22 protein-coding genes are annotated in these 20,169 nt (G+C 65.3%); 9 read left to right on the top strand and 13 right to left on the bottom strand.

From position 1 onward, the window contains the following. Window positions 1-31 precede the first annotated feature (31 nt). Window positions 32-937, top strand: a complete 906-nt coding sequence (locus F3J15_RS25340; protein ID WP_166894755.1) for a LysR family transcriptional regulator — start codon at window positions 32-34, stop codon at window positions 935-937. Window positions 938-1,043: 106 nt separating this feature from the next. Here F3J15_RS25340 and F3J15_RS25335 read toward each other — a convergent pair whose 3' ends face one another. Further along, window positions 1,044-2,684 (bottom strand): L-lactate permease, encoded by a 1,641-nt coding sequence (locus F3J15_RS25335; protein WP_166894753.1) that lies wholly within the window; start codon window positions 2,682-2,684, stop codon window positions 1,044-1,046. 421 nt (window positions 2,685-3,105) lie between these two features. Between F3J15_RS25335 and F3J15_RS25330 the strand changes: the two genes are divergently transcribed. Further along, a complete protein-coding gene (locus F3J15_RS25330) occupies window positions 3,106-3,417 on the top strand; it encodes a DUF4148 domain-containing protein (protein WP_166894751.1) in 312 nt (103 codons plus the stop codon). 102 nt (window positions 3,418-3,519) lie between these two features. Here the strand turns inward: F3J15_RS25330 and gshA are convergent, their stop codons facing one another. The 3 genes from gshA to ada form a co-directional block, all read right to left on the bottom strand. Then, the gene (gene gshA, locus F3J15_RS25325) at window positions 3,520-5,133 is read right to left on the bottom strand and encodes a glutamate--cysteine ligase (RefSeq protein WP_166894749.1); all 1,614 of its coding nucleotides are present in this window, start codon (window positions 5,131-5,133) and stop codon (window positions 3,520-3,522) included. A gap of 541 nt (window positions 5,134-5,674) precedes the next feature. Then, complete coding sequence (locus F3J15_RS25320; RefSeq protein ID WP_166894747.1) at window positions 5,675-6,634, bottom strand: AlkA N-terminal domain-containing protein; 960 nt, start codon at window positions 6,632-6,634, stop codon at window positions 5,675-5,677. Then, window positions 6,631-7,722, bottom strand: coding sequence for a bifunctional DNA-binding transcriptional regulator/O6-methylguanine-DNA methyltransferase Ada (ada, locus tag F3J15_RS25315; protein ID WP_166894745.1), 1,092 nt, complete (start codon window positions 7,720-7,722; stop codon window positions 6,631-6,633). The genes F3J15_RS25320 and ada overlap by 4 nt, the downstream gene beginning before the upstream one ends. Window positions 7,723-8,154: 432 nt before the next feature. Between ada and F3J15_RS25310 the strand changes: the two genes are divergently transcribed. After that, complete coding sequence (locus F3J15_RS25310) at window positions 8,155-8,568, top strand: VOC family protein (RefSeq protein ID WP_069249176.1); 414 nt, start codon at window positions 8,155-8,157, stop codon at window positions 8,566-8,568. Between the two features lie 21 nt (window positions 8,569-8,589). Here F3J15_RS25310 and F3J15_RS25305 read toward each other — a convergent pair whose 3' ends face one another. From F3J15_RS25305 to speG, 3 genes are all read right to left on the bottom strand, one after another. Then, window positions 8,590-9,144, bottom strand: coding sequence for a YaeQ family protein (locus F3J15_RS25305; RefSeq protein ID WP_039364653.1), 555 nt, complete (start codon window positions 9,142-9,144; stop codon window positions 8,590-8,592). A 189-nt stretch (window positions 9,145-9,333) separates the two neighbouring features. Continuing rightward, entirely contained in the window at window positions 9,334-9,681 is a 348-nt protein-coding gene (locus F3J15_RS25300) for a hypothetical protein (protein ID WP_069249177.1), read from the bottom strand. Between the two features lie 512 nt (window positions 9,682-10,193). Next, entirely contained in the window at window positions 10,194-10,727 is a 534-nt protein-coding gene (speG, locus tag F3J15_RS25295) for a spermidine N1-acetyltransferase (protein WP_166894743.1), read from the bottom strand. 139 nt (window positions 10,728-10,866) lie between these two features. Here speG and F3J15_RS25290 point away from each other — a divergent pair, with 139 nt between their 5' ends. From F3J15_RS25290 to F3J15_RS38140, 4 genes are all read left to right on the top strand, one after another. Further along, window positions 10,867-11,037 (top strand): hypothetical protein, encoded by a 171-nt coding sequence (locus F3J15_RS25290; protein ID WP_166894741.1) that lies wholly within the window; start codon window positions 10,867-10,869, stop codon window positions 11,035-11,037. Window positions 11,038-11,172: 135 nt separating this feature from the next. Beyond that, window positions 11,173-11,421 (top strand): DUF2795 domain-containing protein, encoded by a 249-nt coding sequence (locus tag F3J15_RS25285; RefSeq protein ID WP_046544145.1) that lies wholly within the window; start codon window positions 11,173-11,175, stop codon window positions 11,419-11,421. A gap of 109 nt (window positions 11,422-11,530) precedes the next feature. Then, window positions 11,531-12,889: a sensor domain-containing diguanylate cyclase gene (locus tag F3J15_RS25280; protein ID WP_166894739.1), complete on the top strand. Its 1,359-nt coding sequence runs from the start codon at window positions 11,531-11,533 to the stop codon at window positions 12,887-12,889. 162 nt (window positions 12,890-13,051) lie between these two features. Beyond that, window positions 13,052-13,174, top strand: coding sequence for a hypothetical protein (locus tag F3J15_RS38140; protein ID WP_256218021.1), 123 nt, complete (start codon window positions 13,052-13,054; stop codon window positions 13,172-13,174). Between the two features lie 149 nt (window positions 13,175-13,323). Here the strand turns inward: F3J15_RS38140 and F3J15_RS25275 are convergent, their stop codons facing one another. Then, window positions 13,324-14,193, bottom strand: a complete 870-nt coding sequence (locus F3J15_RS25275) for a curculin (mannose-binding) lectin (RefSeq protein ID WP_345891571.1) — start codon at window positions 14,191-14,193, stop codon at window positions 13,324-13,326. Window positions 14,194-14,476: 283 nt separating this feature from the next. Continuing rightward, window positions 14,477-15,871: a tRNA uridine-5-carboxymethylaminomethyl(34) synthesis GTPase MnmE gene (gene mnmE / locus F3J15_RS25270; RefSeq protein WP_166894737.1), complete on the bottom strand. Its 1,395-nt coding sequence runs from the start codon at window positions 15,869-15,871 to the stop codon at window positions 14,477-14,479. A 344-nt stretch (window positions 15,872-16,215) separates the two neighbouring features. On the opposite strand from mnmE, the gene F3J15_RS25265 reads away from it, so the two are divergent. After that, the gene (locus F3J15_RS25265) at window positions 16,216-16,647 is read left to right on the top strand and encodes a transcriptional regulator (RefSeq protein ID WP_085043236.1); all 432 of its coding nucleotides are present in this window, start codon (window positions 16,216-16,218) and stop codon (window positions 16,645-16,647) included. Between the two features lie 107 nt (window positions 16,648-16,754). Here F3J15_RS25265 and yidC read toward each other — a convergent pair whose 3' ends face one another. The 4 genes from yidC to rpmH all read right to left on the bottom strand — a co-directional run bounded on the left by yidC (window position 16,755) and on the right by rpmH (window position 19,384). Next, entirely contained in the window at window positions 16,755-18,422 is a 1,668-nt protein-coding gene (gene yidC, locus F3J15_RS25260; protein ID WP_166894735.1) for a membrane protein insertase YidC, read from the bottom strand. Between the two features lie 8 nt (window positions 18,423-18,430). After that, a complete protein-coding gene (gene yidD / locus F3J15_RS25255; RefSeq protein WP_006750110.1) occupies window positions 18,431-18,697 on the bottom strand; it encodes a membrane protein insertion efficiency factor YidD in 267 nt (88 codons plus the stop codon). A gap of 75 nt (window positions 18,698-18,772) precedes the next feature. After that, window positions 18,773-19,234: a ribonuclease P protein component gene (rnpA, locus tag F3J15_RS25250; protein WP_039364627.1), complete on the bottom strand. Its 462-nt coding sequence runs from the start codon at window positions 19,232-19,234 to the stop codon at window positions 18,773-18,775. 15 nt (window positions 19,235-19,249) lie between these two features. Continuing rightward, a complete protein-coding gene (rpmH, locus tag F3J15_RS25245) occupies window positions 19,250-19,384 on the bottom strand; it encodes a 50S ribosomal protein L34 (protein ID WP_004198824.1) in 135 nt (44 codons plus the stop codon). A gap of 421 nt (window positions 19,385-19,805) precedes the next feature. On the opposite strand from rpmH, the gene F3J15_RS25240 reads away from it, so the two are divergent. Further along, the coding region (locus F3J15_RS25240) for a DnaA N-terminal domain-containing protein (protein ID WP_275692405.1) at window positions 19,806-20,169 on the top strand (364 nt) is incomplete at its 3' end.

Below are 20,169 nucleotides of genomic sequence, written 5' to 3'. Positions count from 1 at the left end.
GACGCGCGATACAGAGGGGAGAAGCCGAGTCGTGTTCGATCAGCTGAAGGCGTTCCACGCGACCGTCCGGCAGGGCAGCATCACGCGCGCCGCGCGCCACCTGGGCGTGAGCCAGCCGACGATCGCCGCGCAGATCCGGCAGGTCGAGCAGGTGTACGGCGTCGAGCTGTTCTACCGCAGCGGCCGCAAGCTCGAGGTCACCGAGACCGGCATCGAGCTGCTGCCGCTCGTCGAGAAGATGATCGCGCTCGAGGCGCAGGCCGACATCATGCTGCGCAACGTCGGCGGCCTGTTCGAAGGCCATCTGCGGATCGGTGCGACGGGGCCGTACTACATCATGGACGCGGTCGGCCGCTTTTCGCACGCGCATCCGTCGATCGCGCTCACGTGCCGGATCGGCAACTCCGAGGAGATCCTGCAGGCGCTGCAGGAATTCCGCATCGATCTCGCCGTCTCGTCGCAGCGCAACGATGCCGACGGACTCGAACGCAAGGTGATCTCGACCGACCCGCTCGTGCTCGTCGTACATCGCAACCATCCGCTCGCGCGTTTCGACGCGATCGATCCGGCGCAGCTCGCCGACGTGCGGTTGCTGATTCGCGAGGAAGGCTCGGTCACGCGCCGCTGCACGGAGACGATTCTCGAGGCGGCCGGTGTCGCGGCCGTCTCGGTGGCCGAGATCGGCAGCCGCGAAGCCATTCGCGAGGCGATCCTGCACGGCGTGGGCGGCAGCCTGTTTCCGCTCGGCGAGGCCGAGCGCCATCCGGATTTGCGCGTGATCGCGCTGCGCGGCGTCGACACGACGATCGACGAATATGTGTACTACCTGAAGGCGCGCCGCCAGAGCCCCGCGATCGACGCATTCCTCGCATGCATCCTGCCGGCCGGCAGCGACGCGCCGGGACGGAAGAAGCAGGACGAACGGCGCGGCGGATGAACGCGCGCTGAACTGCCGCGCGCTCATCGGCTCCGCACTTGACTAGCGCTTTTCCCGCGCCTTCCCTCGTTTTTCCTCGTGCCTTCCTTCTGTCGTTGCGCTCACATCATTTCGGCAGTGCCGGAATCATCCACGTCAGCACGTGCTGCTGCAGGAACACCAACACACCGAGCAGCAGCGTGAGAATCACGCTGTGCCAGAAGGTGCGCGCAAACACGACACCTTCCTGCCCTTTCAGGTCCGTCGTCGATACACCCGTCGCGATGTTCTGCGGCGAGATCATCTTGCCCATCACGCCGCCCGACGAGTTGGTCGCGGCCATCAGCACCGGATCGAGGCCGAGCTGCCGCGCGGCGACGACCTGCAGGTTGCCGAACAGCGCATTGCCCGACGTATCGCTGCCGGACAGGAACACGGCGATCCAGCCGAGCGACGCGGACACCAGCGGGAACAGCGCGCCGGTCGACGCGACGCCGGTGCCGAGCGTGTAGCTGATCCCCGAGTAGTTCAGCAGGTACGCGAGCCCGACGATCATCATCACCGTGACGATCGCGATCCACGTCTGCCGCCAGGTCTTGACCACGCATTCGAAGAAATCGCCCACGCCGGTGCGCGTCAACGCGGCCGTGATGATCGCCGAGAGCAGGATCGCGGTGCCCGTGCCGAGCGGCTGGAAGTCCCAGATCGCCGCGTAGGGCTTGTGGTACAGCGACACGAACACGGCGTTGTGCAGGCCCGGCCACTTGATCTTCACGTCGCCGATCGCCGCGATGTTCGCGTGCACCCATACGATCACGACCACCGACACGACGAGCCACGGCAGCCAGCCGCCGAAGCCCGCGCGCGCGGCGCCGGCCGTCGCCGGCACGCTGCGCGCGAGCGCGTATTGCGGATCGGGCTGTGGCTTCCACATCTGCAGGAAACCGATCGTGACGATCAGCGACGTGAGCGACGACAGCACGTCGGTGAGCTGGTAGCCGAGGAAGTTCGACGTGACGAACTGCGCGATCGCGAAGCTGCCGCCCGACACGAGCAGCGCGGGCCACAGCTTCGAGATCGAGCGCAGCCCGCCGTACGCGCCGACCACGTAGAACGGCAGCAGCAGCGCGAAGAACGGCAGCTGGCGGCCGACCATCTGCGCGAGGGTCGCGGGCGGCAGCGACGTGACCGCACCGAGCACGGTGATCGGCACGCCGAGCGCACCGAACGCGACCGGCGCCGTGTTGAACAGCAGCGTGTAGGTGAGCGCTTCGAGCGCGGGGAAGCCGAGCGCGATCAAGAGTGCACTCGTGATCGCGACCGGCGTGCCGAAGCCCGAGATCCCTTCGAGCAGACAGCCGAACGAGAACGCGACGACGAGCAGCACGAGGCGGCGATCGTCGGGCAGGTTGTCGAGCATCCACTGCCGGAACTGGTCGAAGCGGCCCGACTTCACCGCGATGTTGTACAGCAGCAGCGCGTTGAAGACGATCCACATCACCGGCACGAGCGCGAGCGCCATGCCCGCGCCGACCGCGTTGAACGCGAGCCCCGCCGGCATGCCCCATGCGCCGATCGCGACCGCGAGGCCCGCGACCAGCCCGGCGAGCGACGCCTGCCACGCGGGGCGGCGCAGCACGCCGAGCGCGATCAGTGCGACCGCGATCGGGATCACGGCGACGAGGAAGGACAGCAGCAGCGAGTTGGCGACCGGCGTCAACGGCTGTGCGAAGACGATGCCGGGCGGTAGGGCGTCGGTGGGGTTCATCGTGTCTCCAGAGTCGACCCGAGCTGGCAACGGGATGCCCCGGGTTCGGTACAAGGCGATGTCCTGCGGTCACGACAACAATCAGGCGCTTGCGCACGCAACGACGTTGCACGGCCAACCGATCAGTCGCTTAAAAGAGGTTAGGAGGCGCGCGGCGCTTGTACAAGGGGGACAAGCCCGATCCGTGCCGACCCGATACGGACCAGCCGCCACATGCTGTCCGGCAGCGGGCAGCCCGCTGTCGCGTTCGACAGGAATGCTCGCCACGAGCGGCTCACCCGCGCAATGTTGCACATGCGGCAAAGGTGCCTGACGGCGGGCGGGATGTTTCGTTTGGCGTCCGAAGCCTAGACTGGCCGCATCGATTCCGCCCGCGCCGACCACGGCAGGCCCGGCACCGGAACCTCACAGAGTGAACACGATGAAGACGATGAAACAGGCTGCATGCGCGTTCGCGCTGATCGGCGCGGCCTTCGCCGCTCACGCGCAGGCCGCGTCGACGCTGACGCGTGCCGAGGTCCGCCATGAACTCGTGGAATTGCAGGCCGCCGGCTACCGGACGAGCCTCGCGAGCAGTCCCGACTTTCCGGACCACATGCAGGCGATCATGCGCCGTGCCGCGCAGGCGCGCGGCGAGGACACCGGCTACGGCAGCGATGGCGGGGCAAACGTGGAATCGGGCAAACCGGCGCTGCCGCACGCAATCGACCGCGGCACGTACGCGCATCACTGACGGCAGATTCAACCGGATCGAGCGCACAACGGTGCGACCCGACCGGTGACGGAGAGACGCATCGCGCACCGCGCCGACCGACGCGATGCGCGTGCGCAGGCATCACACGCTGAAGCGGTTCAGCGTATAGGCGCGATAGGCCGCGACGAACGCGTCGAACGATCCGGCCTCCTTCGCTTCGAGCTCGGCCTGCTCGGCCAGCGATTTCGCGGCAAGCGCCTGCTCGGTACGCAGCGTCTCCGCCGACGGCGGATTCGCACGGAAATGCGCGGCATGCGCTTCGCTCTGCGCCAGCGCGAACCCGAGGAACGACTGGCCGCGCTCGCGCATCGTGCGCAGCACGCGCGCGGACGGCGTGCGCTCCGGATCGGCGAGCTTCTCGCGTTGCGCGGCGATTGCACGCGCATGCTCGTCGCCACCGCGGATCTCGTCGAGACGACGGCCGACGGTCTCGATATCAGCCATCAGGTCGTCCGCCCATGCCTGCAGCGTGACCGGTTGGCCGTCGCGCTGCAGCGTAAGCCCCGGCTTGCGCCCTTCCATCGTCACGCTGCCGAAGTTCGCGTTCGCTTCCTTGTACGCGGGACAGTCGAGCGCCGGGCTCTCGTCGAGCGCGCACGCGAGCAGGAACGCGTCGATGAAGCGCGCGGTTTCCAGTGCGATGCCGGTCGGCTCGAACGGATCGATGTCGAGACAGCGCACCTCGATGTACTGCACGCCGCGCGACGCGAGCGCATGCAGCGGCCGCTCGCCCGAATACGTGACGCGCTTCGGCCGGATCGTCGAGTAGAACTCGTTCTCGATCTGCAACACGTTCGTGTTGATCTGGATCCACTCGCCGTCGCGATGCGTGCCGATCGCCTCATACGCCGGATACGGCTCGCTCACGGCTTTCGACAGCGCGTCGAGATAGCCCGGCAGCGTGTTGTAGTCGACGTGCAGCGCGGCCTGGGCCGTCGTGTTCGAGTAGCCGAGATCGCTCATCCGCAGGCTCGTCGCATACGGCCGGTACAGCGTATCGGCGTCGAACGTGTCGAGCTTGTGCGGCTTGCCGCGCAGGAACTTCGTGTCGAGCACGGGCGATGCGCCGAACAGGTACATCAGCAGCCAGCTGCGGCGGCGGAAGTTGCGGATCTGCGCGAGATAGCGTTCCGACTGGTAGTCGACGAGCGTCGCCGTCGACTCTTCATCCGCATGCAGACGCCGCCACACTTCCTCGTGCAGCGAGTAGTTGTAGTGGATGCCCGCGATGCACTGCATCGTGCGGCCGTAGCGGTACGCGAGGCCGCGCCGGTACACCGTCTTCAGGCGGCCGATGTTCGACGTGCCGTAGTTGGCGATCGGGATCTGGTCGTCGGCCGGCAGCAGGCCCGGCATCGAGTCGTTCCACAGGATCTCGTCGCCGAGCGATGCATATACGTAGCGATGCAGATCGTCGAGGCGTTCGAGCGTGAGCGCGGCGTCGCGCTCCGCGGGCGTGATCAGTTCGATCAGCGCTTCGGAATAGTCGGTCGTCAGCGCCGGATGCGTGAGCGCCGAACCGAGCGCGCGCGGATGCGGCGTGAACGCGATCATCCCGTCGCGCGTCACGCGCAGGCTTTCCTTTTCGATGCCGCGCAGGCCGTCGGGCAGATGCTGCCGCGTCGGGCCCGAGCTCAGCGCTTCGAGGCGATTCAGCAGCAGTTCGGACTGGCGGTGAGTCATGGTGTTCGACATGGAGACGCAAGTGCGTGACGGCCGCGCGCAGAACGCCGCGCGCGGCCGGCTGGATTGTTGGTCGCTTCGTTGGTAGCGGGCACTTTAACATCTCGCCGAAACACGCGCTTGAGGTGGCGCCGGGCACGGTGCGCGGGCCGGAGCGGGCCGCCGGGCGGGCCGGTCGCGGCGGTCGCCGTATCTGCGACCGGTTCCATGCGGCGGCAACGGGCACGCCGGTTACGCGAATTCGTCGGACGGAACGTGATGCGCGGACGGGTGGCGGCAGGTGCAACCCTGCCGCTGAACCGATCGCGGAAAGCGGGGTAAGTGGGCATCGCGCGCTTGGCATCCGGCCGGCGACGGATGCGCGGAATTGCCGTTACGGTCGGTGTCCGGTGTCCGGTGTCCGGTGTCCGGTGTCCGGTGTCCGGTGTCCGGTGTCCGGTGTCCGGTGTCCGGTGTCCGGTGTCCGGCGGTTAGCCTACGCATGTCGGCACGACCTGCGCAACGGGTTGCATCGCGGCCTCGCCAGGTCGCACCCGGCCGCACGCCACAGCGGTCACCCGCCGCGCGCGCCGCCCGCCCGGTCGGCCACTTCGTTCCACAAATGCAGCGCCGCGTACGCGCGCCACGGCCGCCAGCCTTCGGTGCGGTGCTTCTGGGTCGCGAGCCGGTCGAGCGCCGGATCGCGTGCGGCGATCGACTGCATCAGCACGAGATCGGAGGCAGGCCACGCGTCCGGATCGCGCCATGCGCGCATCGCGATGTATTCGACGGTCCACGGGCCGATGCCGGGCAGATCGAGCCACGCGCTGCGCAGCGTCGCGAGGTCCGCGTGCTCGCGATCGACCGGCACGTCGCCGGCCGCCACCGCGCGCGCCACGCCCGTCAGTGCCGCCACCCGCTTGCCGGGCATCCCGATCTTGTCGAGATCGCAGGCGGCCAGCGCATCGGGCGTCGGGAAGCGCCATGCGGGCGCGCCGTCGTCCTCCTGAACCACGCGCTCGCCGGCCCGCTCGACGAGCCGGCCGACGATCGTCGTCGCGGCCTTCACGCTCACCTGCTGACCGACGATCGCGCGCACGGCCAGTTCGAACCCCGACCACGCGCCCGGCACACGCAGCCCAGGCGCGGCCTCGACGAGCGGTGCAAACCACGGATCGCGCGCGAGCCCGTCGCCGATCGCGGCCGGATCGGCGCCAAGGTCGAACATCGTCGCGACGCGCACGGCGAACGCCTCATCGACATGACACGCGACCGCGCCTTCGACCGTCGCGACCAGGCAGTGCTTGCGCGGATGTTTCGCGACCGTGAGCCGGCCGGCATCGCCGTGCAGGTCGACGATGCGGCGATACACGCCGTCCGCGACCTGCTCGACACCCGGAATCGCGCGCCCGCTGAAGAAGCGCAGCACGCGCGCCCAGTCGTAAGGCGCATTGAAGCGCAGTTCCATTTGTGCGGACGGCGGCACCTGGCCGCCGTTCACGATGGAGGTGATGGTTGTTTTTGCGATGCTCAAACTGCGCTGCCCTCCGCAACGAATTCGGTTTGATCGTCGTGCACATGACGCGCTTCGGACGCGAGCAGCGTCGCCTTGCGGCGCACGCCCCAACGATACCCGGAAAGCGCACCGCCCTTCTGTACGACGCGGTGGCACGGGATCGCGAGCGCGACCGGATTCGACGCACACGCGGACGCGACGGCGCGCACCGCGCGCGGCGCACCCAGCGCCTCGGCGATCTCCGAGTAGCTGCGCGTTTCGCCGTACGGAATATGCGTCAGCGCCTCCCATACGCGCTGCTGGAATGCGGTCGGCGCGATGTCGAGCGGCAAGTCGAACGCGTGCCGCGTGCCGTCCAGGTACGCGCGGATCTGCGTGATGAACGGCGCGAGCCGTGCCGGCGCTTCGACCAGCTCGGCGCGCGCGAACGCATCCTTCAGTTCGCCGACGAGGGCTACCGGTTCGTCACCGAACGCGATCCGGCAGATGCCCTGCTCGGTTGCAGCGACGAGCACGGTGCCGAGCGACGTCGATGCGGTCGCATAGTCGATCCGCAGACCCGCGCCCTGCCGGCGGAACGCCGACGGCGCCATCCCGAGCTCGCGCGGCACCGACGCATAAAGCCGCGACGGGGAATTGAAGCCCGCGTCGACGGCCGCCTGCGTGACCGGCTGGCCGCTTTGCAGCGCCTGCCGCAGCGCGGCGCCGCGTTGCGCGGCCTGGTACTGCCGCGGCGACACGCCGACCACGCGCTTGAAGAGCCGCTGAAGGTGAAACGGGCTCACGTGCACGGCATCGCTCAGTTGCTGCAGCGTGAGCCGTTCGGCATGCGCGTCGAGCACCGCGCACGCGCGGTTGACGATCTCGAGCTCGCGCGGCAACCCTTCCGGCTGGCAACGCTTGCAGGGCCGGAAGCCGGCCGCACGCGCGGCGGCCGTGTCGGCGAAGAAGGACACGTTTTCGCGACGCGGCAGCCGCGACGCGCAGGTCGGGCGGCAGAACACACCGGTCGTGCTCACGGCGTAGAAGAACGCGCCGTCCGCATGCGGATCGCGCTCGGTGACGGCGCCCCAGCGGGCATCATCGGTCGGATAGGCGGTTTTCATCTGAACCTCGCACTCTCTAGTGTAGATGGTGCCTACTCTAGACATCGGCACGTGCCGTCGCGCCCTGAATCTTGCTCTGTGATTCGCCCCGGATAACCGGGGGCGCATCAACTGAAAATAAATCCGACAAAACGCGCGCGCCGGCTGTTCCGGCGCGGTTTTCGTCATCGTCCCGTCACCATTTTGTTGCACTGCGGATGCGACAAATCGCCGTCCTGACGTTTTTTTGCATTCGGAATATTGCGTCGCACCATCGCCGTGTGTATAGTTGGAACTGTCTCCTCCATGTCTCCTCCTGATATGGATTAAGCCCGTTCCGCTCTGCGTGAACGGGCTTTTTTTCGTCCGTCGATTGTGCCGCGTTCCGGCCGGCGGCGCAGGCGCGATGCGTCTACACTCGATGCTCGTGGACTGCGAAGGAGAGCCTTGCCCATGAAACCGACCATCCGCGCGATCGATCACATCGTGCTGCGCGTGACCGACATGGCCGCGATGACGCGCTTTTACTGCGACGCCGTCGGCTGCCATGTGGAGAAGGAACAGCCCGATCTGGGCCTTGTACAACTGCGCGCCGGCGACGCGCTGATCGACCTGCTGTCGGTCGGCGGCCCGATCGACCGGCCCGACAGCGGCCCGCCCGGCACGGGGCGCAATCTCGATCACCTGTGCCTGCGCGTCGAGCCGTTCGATCCCGACGCCTTGACCGCCCATTTCGCCGCGCATGGCGCACGGCCGGGCGCGCCCGCGGAACGCTACGGCGCCGGCGGCTACGGGCCGTCGATCTACCTGTTCGACCCGGAAGGCAACATGCTCGAATTCAAGGGGCCGCCGACTGCGATCGGCTGAACGCGGGCGGCACGCGGGCCGTCACGCGTCCGCGCGCGCCTTCAGCACCGTCCACTCGACCGCCACCGGATCGTGGTCGGCACTCGAGATCCATGCGGCACCGTCCTGCACCGTGCATTGCAGGCGCATCGTGCGCTCCGCGAGCTTCCCGAGCGCGGCCGCGACACCGTCGTTGAGCGACAGCACCTGCACGTTGCGCAGCCGCTCGACCTTGCTGCGCACGCCCTGCCACCAGATATCCGACGTCTTGCCGCCATATGCGATCACCGTGACCTGCCCGGCGCGGCCGGCCGCCTTCGAGATGCGCCGCTCGTCGGGCTGGCCGGCTTCGATCCAGACGTCGATCGCGCCGGTCAGGTCCTTCTGCCACAGATCGGGCTCGTCGACGTCCGACAGCCCCTTGCAGAATTCGAGCCGCTCGTGCGCGAACAGCGCGAACGCGACGATGCGCACCATCATCCGGTCGTCGGTTTCGGACGGATGGCGCGCCACCGTCAACGCGTGATCGGCGTAGTAATGCCGATCCATGTCGGCGATTTGCAGTTCGGCTTTGTAGATCGTGGATTTCAGCGCCATGCGGAGTCGGCCCGGGCGGGCATTCGGTTCGGTCGGGCCGTGATGATACCGAATGCGGGCCGTGCAGCGCGTGTCATGCGCCACCCACAGCGCAACGGCCCGGCATGTGCCGGGCCGTGTTCGGTTCGCGCCGCCGGCTCAACGGGCCGGCGCGCTCGCGCGTCGTGTGACGGCGCGGTGAATGGACGCTTACTGCTTGACGAAGCGCGAATCGGTCCAGAGACCCTGCTGGTCGCTGTTGTCGGCGCTGACGAACTGCACGTCGCCCTGGTCAACCGACACCACGCGGAAGCGCTGGCCTTCCGGCACCGACAGGCACCGGTAGTCGTCGAAGTATTGCTGCTTCGCCTGCGACTTGCCGTCACGCTCGTGACTCAGTACGGAGTCCAGATTGTCTTTCGACAGGCAGCCCCATGCGTTCTTCGTCAACTGGATTTCCTGCTTCGGCTTGACGGCCGAATCGCCGCCGGCTTGGGCAATCGACACCGCGCAAAATGCGCCGACGAGGGCAAAAAGGATACCGGTACGTTTCGTCATGTTCTGTCTCCAGGCTTGCGGGCACCAGGCTTGGGTTAGCTATGTGTTTAAAGGTGATCGTGAACCCGCGTTTTTCACTTTAGAAGACCGGCAAGCGATAGCAAGCACATTTGTTGTGCGACCGCAATAGCGGCGGATTGTCGCACCCCGTGCGCAGCCTGTTTTTCACATCCCGCACAGGCACGACGACACGCACCACCCGACGAACGGGCTCGCGCCGCCGGGCGGAAAGCGTTACTCAGCAAGACTTTCATCAAAGTTACAACGCGGCGATTGAACGGTTTGGATAATCCATTTCTCTATCCGGATCATTTTGATGCGCCGCACATAAAGTCATCCGAAACGATTCGACTTTACCGCAACGCGGAATCGCATTTACCCGATACAAGAAAAATGCCAGGTATAAGCGCATCCGTATTTATCCGTACTTCTCCGCATGGTTTCAGCGCCCGCGAAAGCCCCGTCGCAGGCGCCTTTCACCAGCGTGTTTACCCTGCTTTATTCAGGGTGGCTTACTGGCGCTCGAAATAATCGCGCTGAAAAATGCACATGCGATAAGCGTTGTGATACGCGCCGTTTCCGAAAAATTCTTCCTTCAATTCGGCCTCGTGCTGGAATCCGCATTTCTCGTACACATGAATCGCCGCCGCATTCGACGTATCGACGATCAGGTACAGCTTGCGCATGTTCAGCACCTTGAACGCGTACTCGATCGCAAGACGCGTCGCCTGGCCCGCGTAGCCGCGCCCTTGGCGTTGCGGCGCGATGATGATCTGGAACTCGCCGCGACGATGGATGTAGTCGAGCTCGATCAGCTCGACGAGGCCGACCAGTTCGCCTTGCGCGTCGACCGCGACGAAACGGCGCTCGCGCTGGTCGTGCACGTGGCGGTCGTACAGTTGTGACAGTTCCGAGAAGGTTTCGTACGGCTCCTCGAACCAGTAGCGCATGATCTTGGCGTCGTTGTTCAGCTCGTGGACGAAGCGCAGGTCCTGGCGCTCCAGCGGCCGCAGCGCGAGCGTGTTGGTATCGTTCTGGAGTTGCATGTTCATGTCCTTTTTTGATGCCGGCGCACGTGCGGCAAGGCCGCATCCGGGCCTGTTTCGCACTGTAAGAAATTGAACGCGGGCGAAGTTCAGAGCCTAGAATGGGAGCAAGGGTTCCTGCCACCGCAAGGAGGCTATCGTGTTCGAGCAAGTCATACTCGGAATATTCCTCGTGCTGCCGCTCGTGATTGTCGCGGCGCTGTTTTCCGACGAACTTTGGCAGGAACATCGGCGCCAGCATCCGCGCGACGAAAACACACCGCACATCGACTGGAAGCATCCGTGGCGCCGCGTGCGACGCGAGCATTGAGTCGATTGCCGTTCATCCGCGGGGCGTGCCGGCCCGGCCGCCTTGGCATGCGAACGCGTGACGCGCCCTGTTAAGCATCCGAATTTCGCCGCGATCCAATTCCCCCTTGATCCGCTCACTCCGCGAGACGCCGCCGTGAACGACCAGCCCGCCCAGCCTCCGCACGACATTCCCAGCGAAACGATCGACCTGCAGATCGCCGACGTCCTCGCGGCCGTCCGCTATCCGGCCAACAAGGATGCGATCGTCGATGCCGCGCGCGACGCCGGCGCCAGCAACGAAGTGCTGTCGATGCTCGACGGCCTGCCCGAACAGGACTACGCGGACGTGAACGCCGTCACGCAGTGGGTCGCCGGCAACTTCGGTCCCGGCCTCGGGGTTTGAGCGCGCACCCATAACGCGATAGGATCAGGCCGCACCGGTCGCGCGGCGGCCGGTTGCCTGTCGCCCGGCGCAAGACCGGGCGTTTCCGCGTACATGCCCGGGGAACACCATGGAAGGCATCCTGATCCAGCACACGACACGCCGTCAGCTCTGGTTCGGCGCCCTGACGGCGCTCGTCATCGTGCTCGCGCTCGGGATCGCCGCGCCGCACGCGAACGTCGAGCTGCCGGCCGTCGAGCCGTTCATGCCGATGTGCGCGCTCACCGTGTTCACCACGGCGAGCATCGCGGCGTTCTTTCTCGGCGCGCAGTTCACCGTGACGCGCCAGCCGGTGCTCGGCGTACTCGGCGGCGCCTACGCGTTTACCGCGCTCGCCGTCGCCTTGCAGCTGCTCACCTTTCCCGGCGTGTTCGCACCACACGGGCTGTTCGGCGCGCAACCACAAAGCGCCGCGTGGATGTGGATCTTCTGGCATGCCGGCTTCCCCGGTTTCGTGATGGTCGCGCTGCTCGCGCGCGAGCGGCTGGCACGCGCCCCGATCAGCGCGCAGCAGACACGCTGGTGGACACTCGCGCTGATCGGCGGGCCGGCTGTCGTCGCCGGGGTGCTGTGCCTGTTCGCGCTGAACGTATCGCTGCCACCCGCGTTTCATCCGCCGGGTGACGCGGCCATGCTGCCCGTCAACGCCGTCGCGCTGATCGTGTGGCTGCTCAATGCGCTGGCGCTCGTGGCCGTGCTGGCCACCGGCCGGCTGCGCACGACGCTCGATCTGTGGCTCGCGATCGCGGTGCTCGCCTGCCTCACCGACACGACGCTGAACCTGATGAGCACCCATCGCTTCACGGTCGGCTGGTACCTCGCGCGCGTGTTCAGCATGTTCACGCCGGGCGTGCTCGTGTGCGTGCTCGCGTGGGAAGTGACGATGCTGTACCAGCGGTTGTTCGAGGCGCACGCGACGCTGATCCGTTCGTCCGCGCGCGACGGCCTGACGGGCGCCTTCAACCGCATGCATTTCAACGACCATTTCCACACGCTGTTCCTGCAGGCGCGGCGGCAAGGCGAACCGCTGTCGCTGCTGATGGTCGACGTCGACCGCTTCAAGGCGTACAACGACGCGTTCGGCCACGTGAGGGGCGACGCGTGCCTGATCGCGGTCGCGAATGCGCTCGCCGGCGCGGTGCGGCGGCCCGCGGACATGGTCGCGCGTTACGGCGGCGAGGAGTTCGCGATCGTGCTGCCGAACACGGGGGCGCGCGGGGCGCGGCTGGTCGCCGAGGAAGCGCGCGAAGCGGTGCTGCGGCTCGGCCTCGCGATGCCCGACTCGCCGGCCGGGCGCGTGAGCGTCAGCGTCGGCTGCGCGACCGTGTCGGCCGACGACCTGTCGACGCCCGATGCATTGATCGAAGCCGCCGATGCCGCGCTGTATCGTGCGAAGGATACGGGGCGAAACAGGGTCGTCACGGCCTGAAAACGTCTGCGGTTTCAGGGATTCTTCGGGGATTTGTTACGGTCATTGTGACCGGAATAATCCGCCGTTACGGATTGCGGCGCGGGGAAACGATCGCTTACAGCCTGGGCCGGAGCCGCTCGCTATGCTGGGTTTCATATTGAACCCGAGCAGGTGAGCGCGATGAAGAAGGTCCTTTTGCTGATTGCCGGCGTCGCCGTGCTGTTGAGCGGCTGTATCGTGGTGCCTGACGGTGGCGGGTATTACGGGGATGGGTATTACCACCATCATCGTCATTGGGATTGATGGCGGGATGACAGCCTTGTAACTGGCGACGTTGTTGAAACGGAAGGGGCGGGCTTATCCCGCCCCTCATCGCGATGATCGCCGTCGTCAGCGTCGGTCGCGCAGGTCACGACGCATCACGCTGACCCATCTCGCATCGACTGCGCCGATCAGAAAGGAATGGAGATGATCGCTCCGCCGCACGCGCCAATGCACCACCCCTGGCCAGGGCCGCGGTGGTCCTTGTAGTCCGGGTGGTTGTACCCGGCCAAACGATCCCAACTGGGCGTCTGCACATAGATCACCAGGTTGCCATCCGGCTGGAATGCGAACAAGGCATTGCTATTCCCGCCCGTGTTGGTTTTCCAAATCGGCGTGCCAGCATCGTTATACAAGACGAAATTCCCGTCGTTCTGCATCCATGCGGACGTTACACCCTTGCCTGCCGTACCGGTGTTCCAAATCACAGCACCGTTCTTGTACAGCACCAAGTTCCCATCGGCCTGCAGAATGAAAAAGTATTGCCCGATCGAATAACTCACTCCGGCCGTCAGCTTAGTGTTCGGGTAAAGGACACGAGCCTCGTTTGATTGCATGCTCGAAACATCGCTCGTCTTGCTATCCCAAATCGGACGCATCCAGTAGAAGACAATATTTCCGTCGTCCTGAACATTCAGAAACGAGTTGGAGCGCTCCGTCTTGATTACCCAGATCGGACGGTTATCATCGGTATAAAGCACGAAATTTCCGTCCGGCTGCATAACGGCACGTGTCACGCCTTTTCCGTTCGTCTTTGCTTGCCACACGGCCTGGCCGTTGGATGCATAGAGAACCAGGTTTCCGTCTGATTTCTGCAGCGTCAGGCAATACTGGTTGTTATCGGAACATACCGACTGCCCCGCCCACATCGTAACACCAGGCTCAAGACGCTTTGCGAATGCAAGCGATTGACAAACCAAGAAAATAAAAGCAAAAACAGACAGCTTTTTCACGCTTTCCCCCGGAATCAGTTGAGTTTGATAGCTTTCTTCTTTCTTCACATCAACCTGCGCGACGCAATCCTACAATTGTTCATACAAATGAAGCAAGATTTTTATCGCACGTGTCAGATTCCGGAATTCACCACACATTTTCTGCTCAAGACACAATCTGATGAGTCATTGCGATCAGCGCATTTTTCGAAACAGACCGCGTTCAATTTTCCCAAAAACCGGCAATGACACATTGCGCTCCGCAGGCAGGCGCGTCAGTTGCTTCTCAGACACGGCAAACAGGACCGACACCGACTTAGCCAAACAACTCTGGCTCCATCGATAGACGGAGTCACTTCCCGATACAAAACCTGCTGAAAATCACCCCCAGCAGATCATCCGAAGTGAATTCTCCGGTAATCGCATTGAGTTGCTCCTGCGCGAGCCGCAGTTCCTCGGCAAACAAATCGAGCGACTGCGCCCTCTGCTCCGCATGATCCGCCGCCTGCGCCATATGCTCCTGCGCGGCCCGCAGCGCGATCAGATGCCGCTCCCGCGCGAGATACACCCCTTCCGCCCCCGCCTGCCACCCTGCAATCCGCAGCAGCTCCGCACGCAGCATGTCGATCCCGTCGCCACGCTTCGCCGACAGATGCACCTCGGTCAAATCACCCTCAGCCGCCGGATGCTCGACACACGCCGCCACCCCGGTCAGATCCGTCTTGTTCAGCACGCGCACCACCGGCACGCCGCCCGGGAACCGCGCCGCGATCGTCTCGTCATCCGCCGTCATCCCGGTGCGCGAATCGAGCAGATGCAGCACGACATCCGCCCGCTCGATCTCGCTCCACGTGCGTGCGATACCGATCCGCTCGACCTCGTCCTCCGTCTCGCGCAGCCCGGCCGTATCGATGATGTGTAACGGAATCCCTTCGACCTGAATCGTCTGCGCAACCTTGTCGCGCGTCGTGCCCGCGATCGGCGTGACGATCGCCAGCTCCGCGCCGGCCAGCGCATTCAGCAACGACGACTTGCCGACGTTCGGCTGCCCCGCCAGCACGACCGACAACCCTTCACGCAGCAGCGCCCCCTGCCGTGCATCGCCCAGCACGTGCGCGAGCTGCGCGCGGATCTTCGCGAGCTTGCCGCGCGCGTCGGCCGCCTCCAGAAAATCGATCTCTTCTTCCGGAAAATCGAGCGTCGCCTCGACCAGCATCCGCAGCGTGATCACGTCGTCGACGAGCGCATGGATCTGCCGCGAGAACGCGCCGTCGAGCGAACGCCCGGCCGAACGCGCGGCGGCTTCGGTGCTCGCCTCGATCAGGTCGGCGACGGCCTCGGCCTGCGCGAGATCGAGCTTGTCGTTCAGGAACGCGCGCCGCGTGAATTCGCCGGGCTCCGCGAGCCGCAGCCCGAAACCACGCCCCGCATCGAGGCAGCGTTGCAGCAGCAGCTGCATCACGATCGGCCCGCCGTGCCCCTGCAGCTCGAGCACGTGCTCGCCGGTGTACGAATGCGGCGCCGGGAAGTACAACGCGATCCCGCGGTCGAGCGGCGCGCCGTGCGCGTCGAGGAACGGCACGTAGCTCGCGTGGCGCGGGGCGAGCTTCTGCCCGCACAACGCGTCGATCAGCGGCAACGCGGCCGCCTCGCCGCCGCGCCCGAACGACACACGGACGACCCCGATGCCACCCCGGCCGGCAGCAGTGGCAATGGCGACGATCGGATCGGAATCGGTAGCGAGCATGGGAATCGGATGAATGGGATGAATCGGGTGATCAGTGAGTATGGTGCGCCCGCGCAACACTTCGGGCATCGGAACGCCGGCATTGTAGCGTGCCGGCACACACGCCACCGGCCACCCCGCAGGATTCGGACACACTCGAATTTATCCCGCCGGGGATAAGCCAAGTATCATCCCGGCGCCATGTCGCAGCCACCGTTTCGGACGAGTATGCCTGCTGGAGCGGCCCAACGCTGCGGCCCTCAATTCCACCATCCACCTCGATCAAGACCGGGATTCGTCTGAACGAGCTATGTTTATCCTGAATGGTTGTCTGAGAGGCGGCGGTGGAATTGCACAATCTCCCCATGCCGACATCCGAAGAAAAAGCCGCGTTCTCGGAACGCCTGAAATTCGCCCTGCGGCGCAGCCCGGAGAAGGTCACCGGTGCGACTGAGCTGGCGAACCGATTCAATCTGCGCCACCGCGGAGCGCAGCCCGTTTCGCCGCAAACCGCGCACAAATGGCTGACGGGCCGCACGATCCCGACGTCGGACAAACTCGCCACGCTCGCCGAATGGCTGCGCGTCGAAGTCCACTGGCTGCATTACGGCCCGTCGCCGAGCGTGATCGAACACCCGACGCCGCAACCGCTGCCGCGCGACGAGCGCTATCCGCCGACGCCCGAGACGATCGAACTCGCGTCGAAGATCGAAGCGTTGTCGCCGCATCATCGCTACCTCGTGCAGGAACTGGTCGAACAGTTCTACGGCGACTCGGGCGAATCGAAGAAGGGCTGAACCCGCATTACCGGCCCCGCAAAAAGCAAAAAGCCGCATGGGCGAACCATGCGGCTTTTTTTCGTGCATCGCGGGGCGAACGCGCCGCCCCGCGTGTGCAACGGGCGTCAGGCCGGTTTCTTCTTGGCCCCGCCGAGCTTGCGCGTGATGTAGTACTGCTGTGCGATCGACAGCACGTTGTTCACGACGTAGTACAGCACGAGGCCTGCCGGGAAGAAGAAGAACATCACCGAGAACGCGATCGGCATGAACTTCATCATCTTCGCCTGGACCGGGTCCGGCGGCGTCGGGTTCAGGCTCGTCTGCACGTACATCGACACGGCCATCAGCACCGGCAGGATGAAGAACGGATCGCGCTGCGACAGGTCGTGAATCCACAGAACCCACGGCGCGCCGCGCATTTCGACCGATGCGAGCAGCACCCAGTACAGCGAGATGAACACCGGGATCTGGATCACGACCGGCAGGCAGCCGCCGAACGGATTGACCTTCTCGGTCTTGTACAGCTCCATCAGCGCGGCGTTCATCTTCTGCGGATCGCTCTTGAAGCGTTCGCGCAGCGCCTGCATGCGCGGCGTGATTTCCTTCATGCGCGCCATCGACTTGTAGCTCGCAGCCGACAGCGGGAAGAACACGGCCTTGATCAGGATCGTCAGCAGCACGATCGACCAGCCCCAGTTGCCGATGTAGCCGTGGATCTTCTCGAGCAGCCAGAACAGCGGCTTCGCGATGATCGTGACCCAGCCGTAATCCTTCACGAGTTCCAGGCCCGGCGCGATGCCTTCGAGCATGCGCTCTTCTTCCGGACCGGCGAACAGGCGAGCCTGCACGTCGGCCGACTGGCCAGGAGCGATCGCGGCGACCGGCTGCTTCACGCCGACGCGGTACAGCGTCGGGTCGATCTTTTCAGCGTAGATATCGCGCTTCACGCCCTGCTGCGGAATCCAGGCCGACGCGAAGTAGTGCTGCACCATCGCGACCCAGCCGTTGTCGGCGGAGTTCACGTAGTCGGCCTTGTTTTTGTCGAGGTCGCTGAAGTTGATCTTCTGGAAGTGCTTCGCGTCCGTGTAGACCGCCGGCCCAAGGAACGTGTGCGAGAACATCGGCGTTTCGACGGCCGTGTTGTCGCGCACCAGTTCCATGTAGACCGTCGGCGTGACAGGCGCCGTGCCGACGTTGTCGATCTTGGTGTCGACGCCGATCACGTAGCTGCCGCGCGTGAACGTGTAGGTCTTCACGACCTTCACGCCGCCCTTCACCGGCGATTCGAACGACAGCTTCAGCGCGTTCTGGTCACCCGTCAGCGACGTCGAGCCGGGGTTCAGCTGCGTGTAGACGTCGTTGTGGTTGGGGAAATCGCCGCCGAGCAGGCCCGAGCGTGCGAGATACGTGTGGCCGGCCGTGTGGTCGAACAGCGTGATGTACAGGTCGGGCTGCTTGCCGTCGCCCTGCTTCTTCAGCGTCAGCTTCGCGAGCGTGCCGCCGCGCGTGTCGATTTCGCCGTCATACACGTCGGTCGAGAACTTCACGAGCTGCGCCTGGGCGGCCGGTGCCGTCGTCGACGGTGCGGCGCCGGCTGCGGCGGCAGGCACTTCACCTGCAGTCGTCGTCGTCGCGCCCGTGCCCGATGCACCGCCGGCAGCGGCCGCGGGGGCCGTCTGCGTGGCACTCGGGAAGAACATCGACGGGCGTCCATGGTCCCGCTGCCAGTTGTCGTACAGCATGACAGCTGACATGAAGAAGATCACCCATAGGACGGTGCGTTTGATATCCATGCGTTGTCTCAGAGTCGATGGGACCGCGCGTCGGCTTCGCCGCGAGCGCGAGTGTCGGAGTTGGGCGGCGGGACGAGGTCGATGCCGCCCGCGGAAAACGGATGGCATCGGCACACGCGCCTGACGGCGAGATACGTGCCGCGCGCGGCGCCATGATACTGGATTGCCTCGCGCGCGTAATCCGAACAGGAAGGATAAAAACGGCAACGGTTGCCGAGCATCGGGCTCACGGCAACCTTGTAGAAGCGCAGCAAGGCGATCAATACCGTTTCCATACCTTGGGCGACGCCGTTCGGCGCCGCGTCAAAACCGGCCGGGCAGGCGCGAACGCCGCACCGGGCACGGATGCGTCACTCGGACGCGGGCTTCGACGCACGGCGGGCGATCTCCCGGACTGCCCTGTCGAGCAGTTCGCGAATCTCGGCCGCGCACATCGCCGCGAGCGGGGCGGAAGCCGCGCTCGGCAGCGCTTTCTTGTCGAAGCGCGTGTGCTGCCGCAGCAGCAGGTCGTAACCGGCGAATTCGGCCCGGCGCAGGCGAAACTGATCGCGCGCCAGCCGCTTCACGAGGTTACGAGTCACCGCACGCGGCGCATACTTCTTGCCGACGACGAGCCCCAGACGCGCGGGCTGACCGGTCGGCTTGCCGTAAATCACGAAGTGCGCGGAGCGCCGCCAGGGGCGCAAACGAAAAACGGATGAAAATTCATCCGTTTTCAGAAGTCGCGCAGCTTTCGGGAAGGCGGCTTTCGTCTGCGACGGATTCGCACCCGGCTCGACGGCACCTTCCGCAGGACTGCGGACGGCGGACACAGCGCGCAACCTGCCTTAGATGGCGAGGCGCTTGCGGCCCTTCGCGCGGCGAGCGTTGATGACCTTGCGGCCACCTGCCGTCTTCATGCGGACACGGAAGCCATGGGTGCGCTTGCGGCGCGTCACGGACGGTTGGTAAGTACGTTTCATGATGTTCTCACTTGTTCGAGAATGTCGAAATTCAGGGGACCGCGTGCCCTTAACCGGAGGCATTCGGGCGAACGCAATCGCCGGGAATACAGGATTGGTTTTCGCGGAACCCGCTATTTAAACCGTTTTTCCGTTGACGGTCAATACTTTAGGAGTCGCTCGCCTGTGCCCGCCCCGAGCGATCCGGCCCCGCGCCCCACACAACCGGCCTGTGGATAACTCGCTCTGTGGCCGCGTTTGGCGGTAGAATCTCGCCTTATCTCCAAGAATCCCGCACGCCGCTTCGGTGCCCGCCTGCCCCTCCGACACTGTGACGCAGGCGTCCGACGCACGCTCGCACGACCGCTTCGGGCCTTGTTGCGCCACCGCGACAAGGGCGCCGGCGAGCCGCGCTGTGCATGCAAAAAACGACAGTTACTTGATGAACGATTTCTGGCAACACTGTTCCGCACTGCTGGAGCGCGAGTTGACGCCCCAGCAGTACGTGACGTGGATCAAACCCTTGGCCCCGGTGGCCTTCGATGCGTCGGCGAACACGCTGTCCATCGCCGCGCCGAACCGCTTCAAGCTGGACTGGGTCAAGAGCCAGTTTTCGGGACGGATCTCCGATCTGGCCCGCGAATTCTGGAGCGCACCGATCGAAGTCCAGTTCGTCCTCGATCCGAAGGCGGGCATGCGCAGCGCCCCCGCCGGTGCAGCACCGGCCGCCCCGCGCGCACCGCTGGCACCCAGCGGCCCCGCCGCGACGGTGGCTGCGATCGCCGCCAACCTGGCCGCGAATGCCG

The sequence above is a fragment of the Burkholderia sp. Ap-955 genome (assembly GCF_011753045.1).
Taxonomy (GTDB): domain Bacteria; phylum Pseudomonadota; class Gammaproteobacteria; order Burkholderiales; family Burkholderiaceae; genus Burkholderia; species Burkholderia lata_D.
Note: the sequence above shows the minus strand (reverse complement) of the source record. Positions and strands in the feature narration are given on the sequence as shown.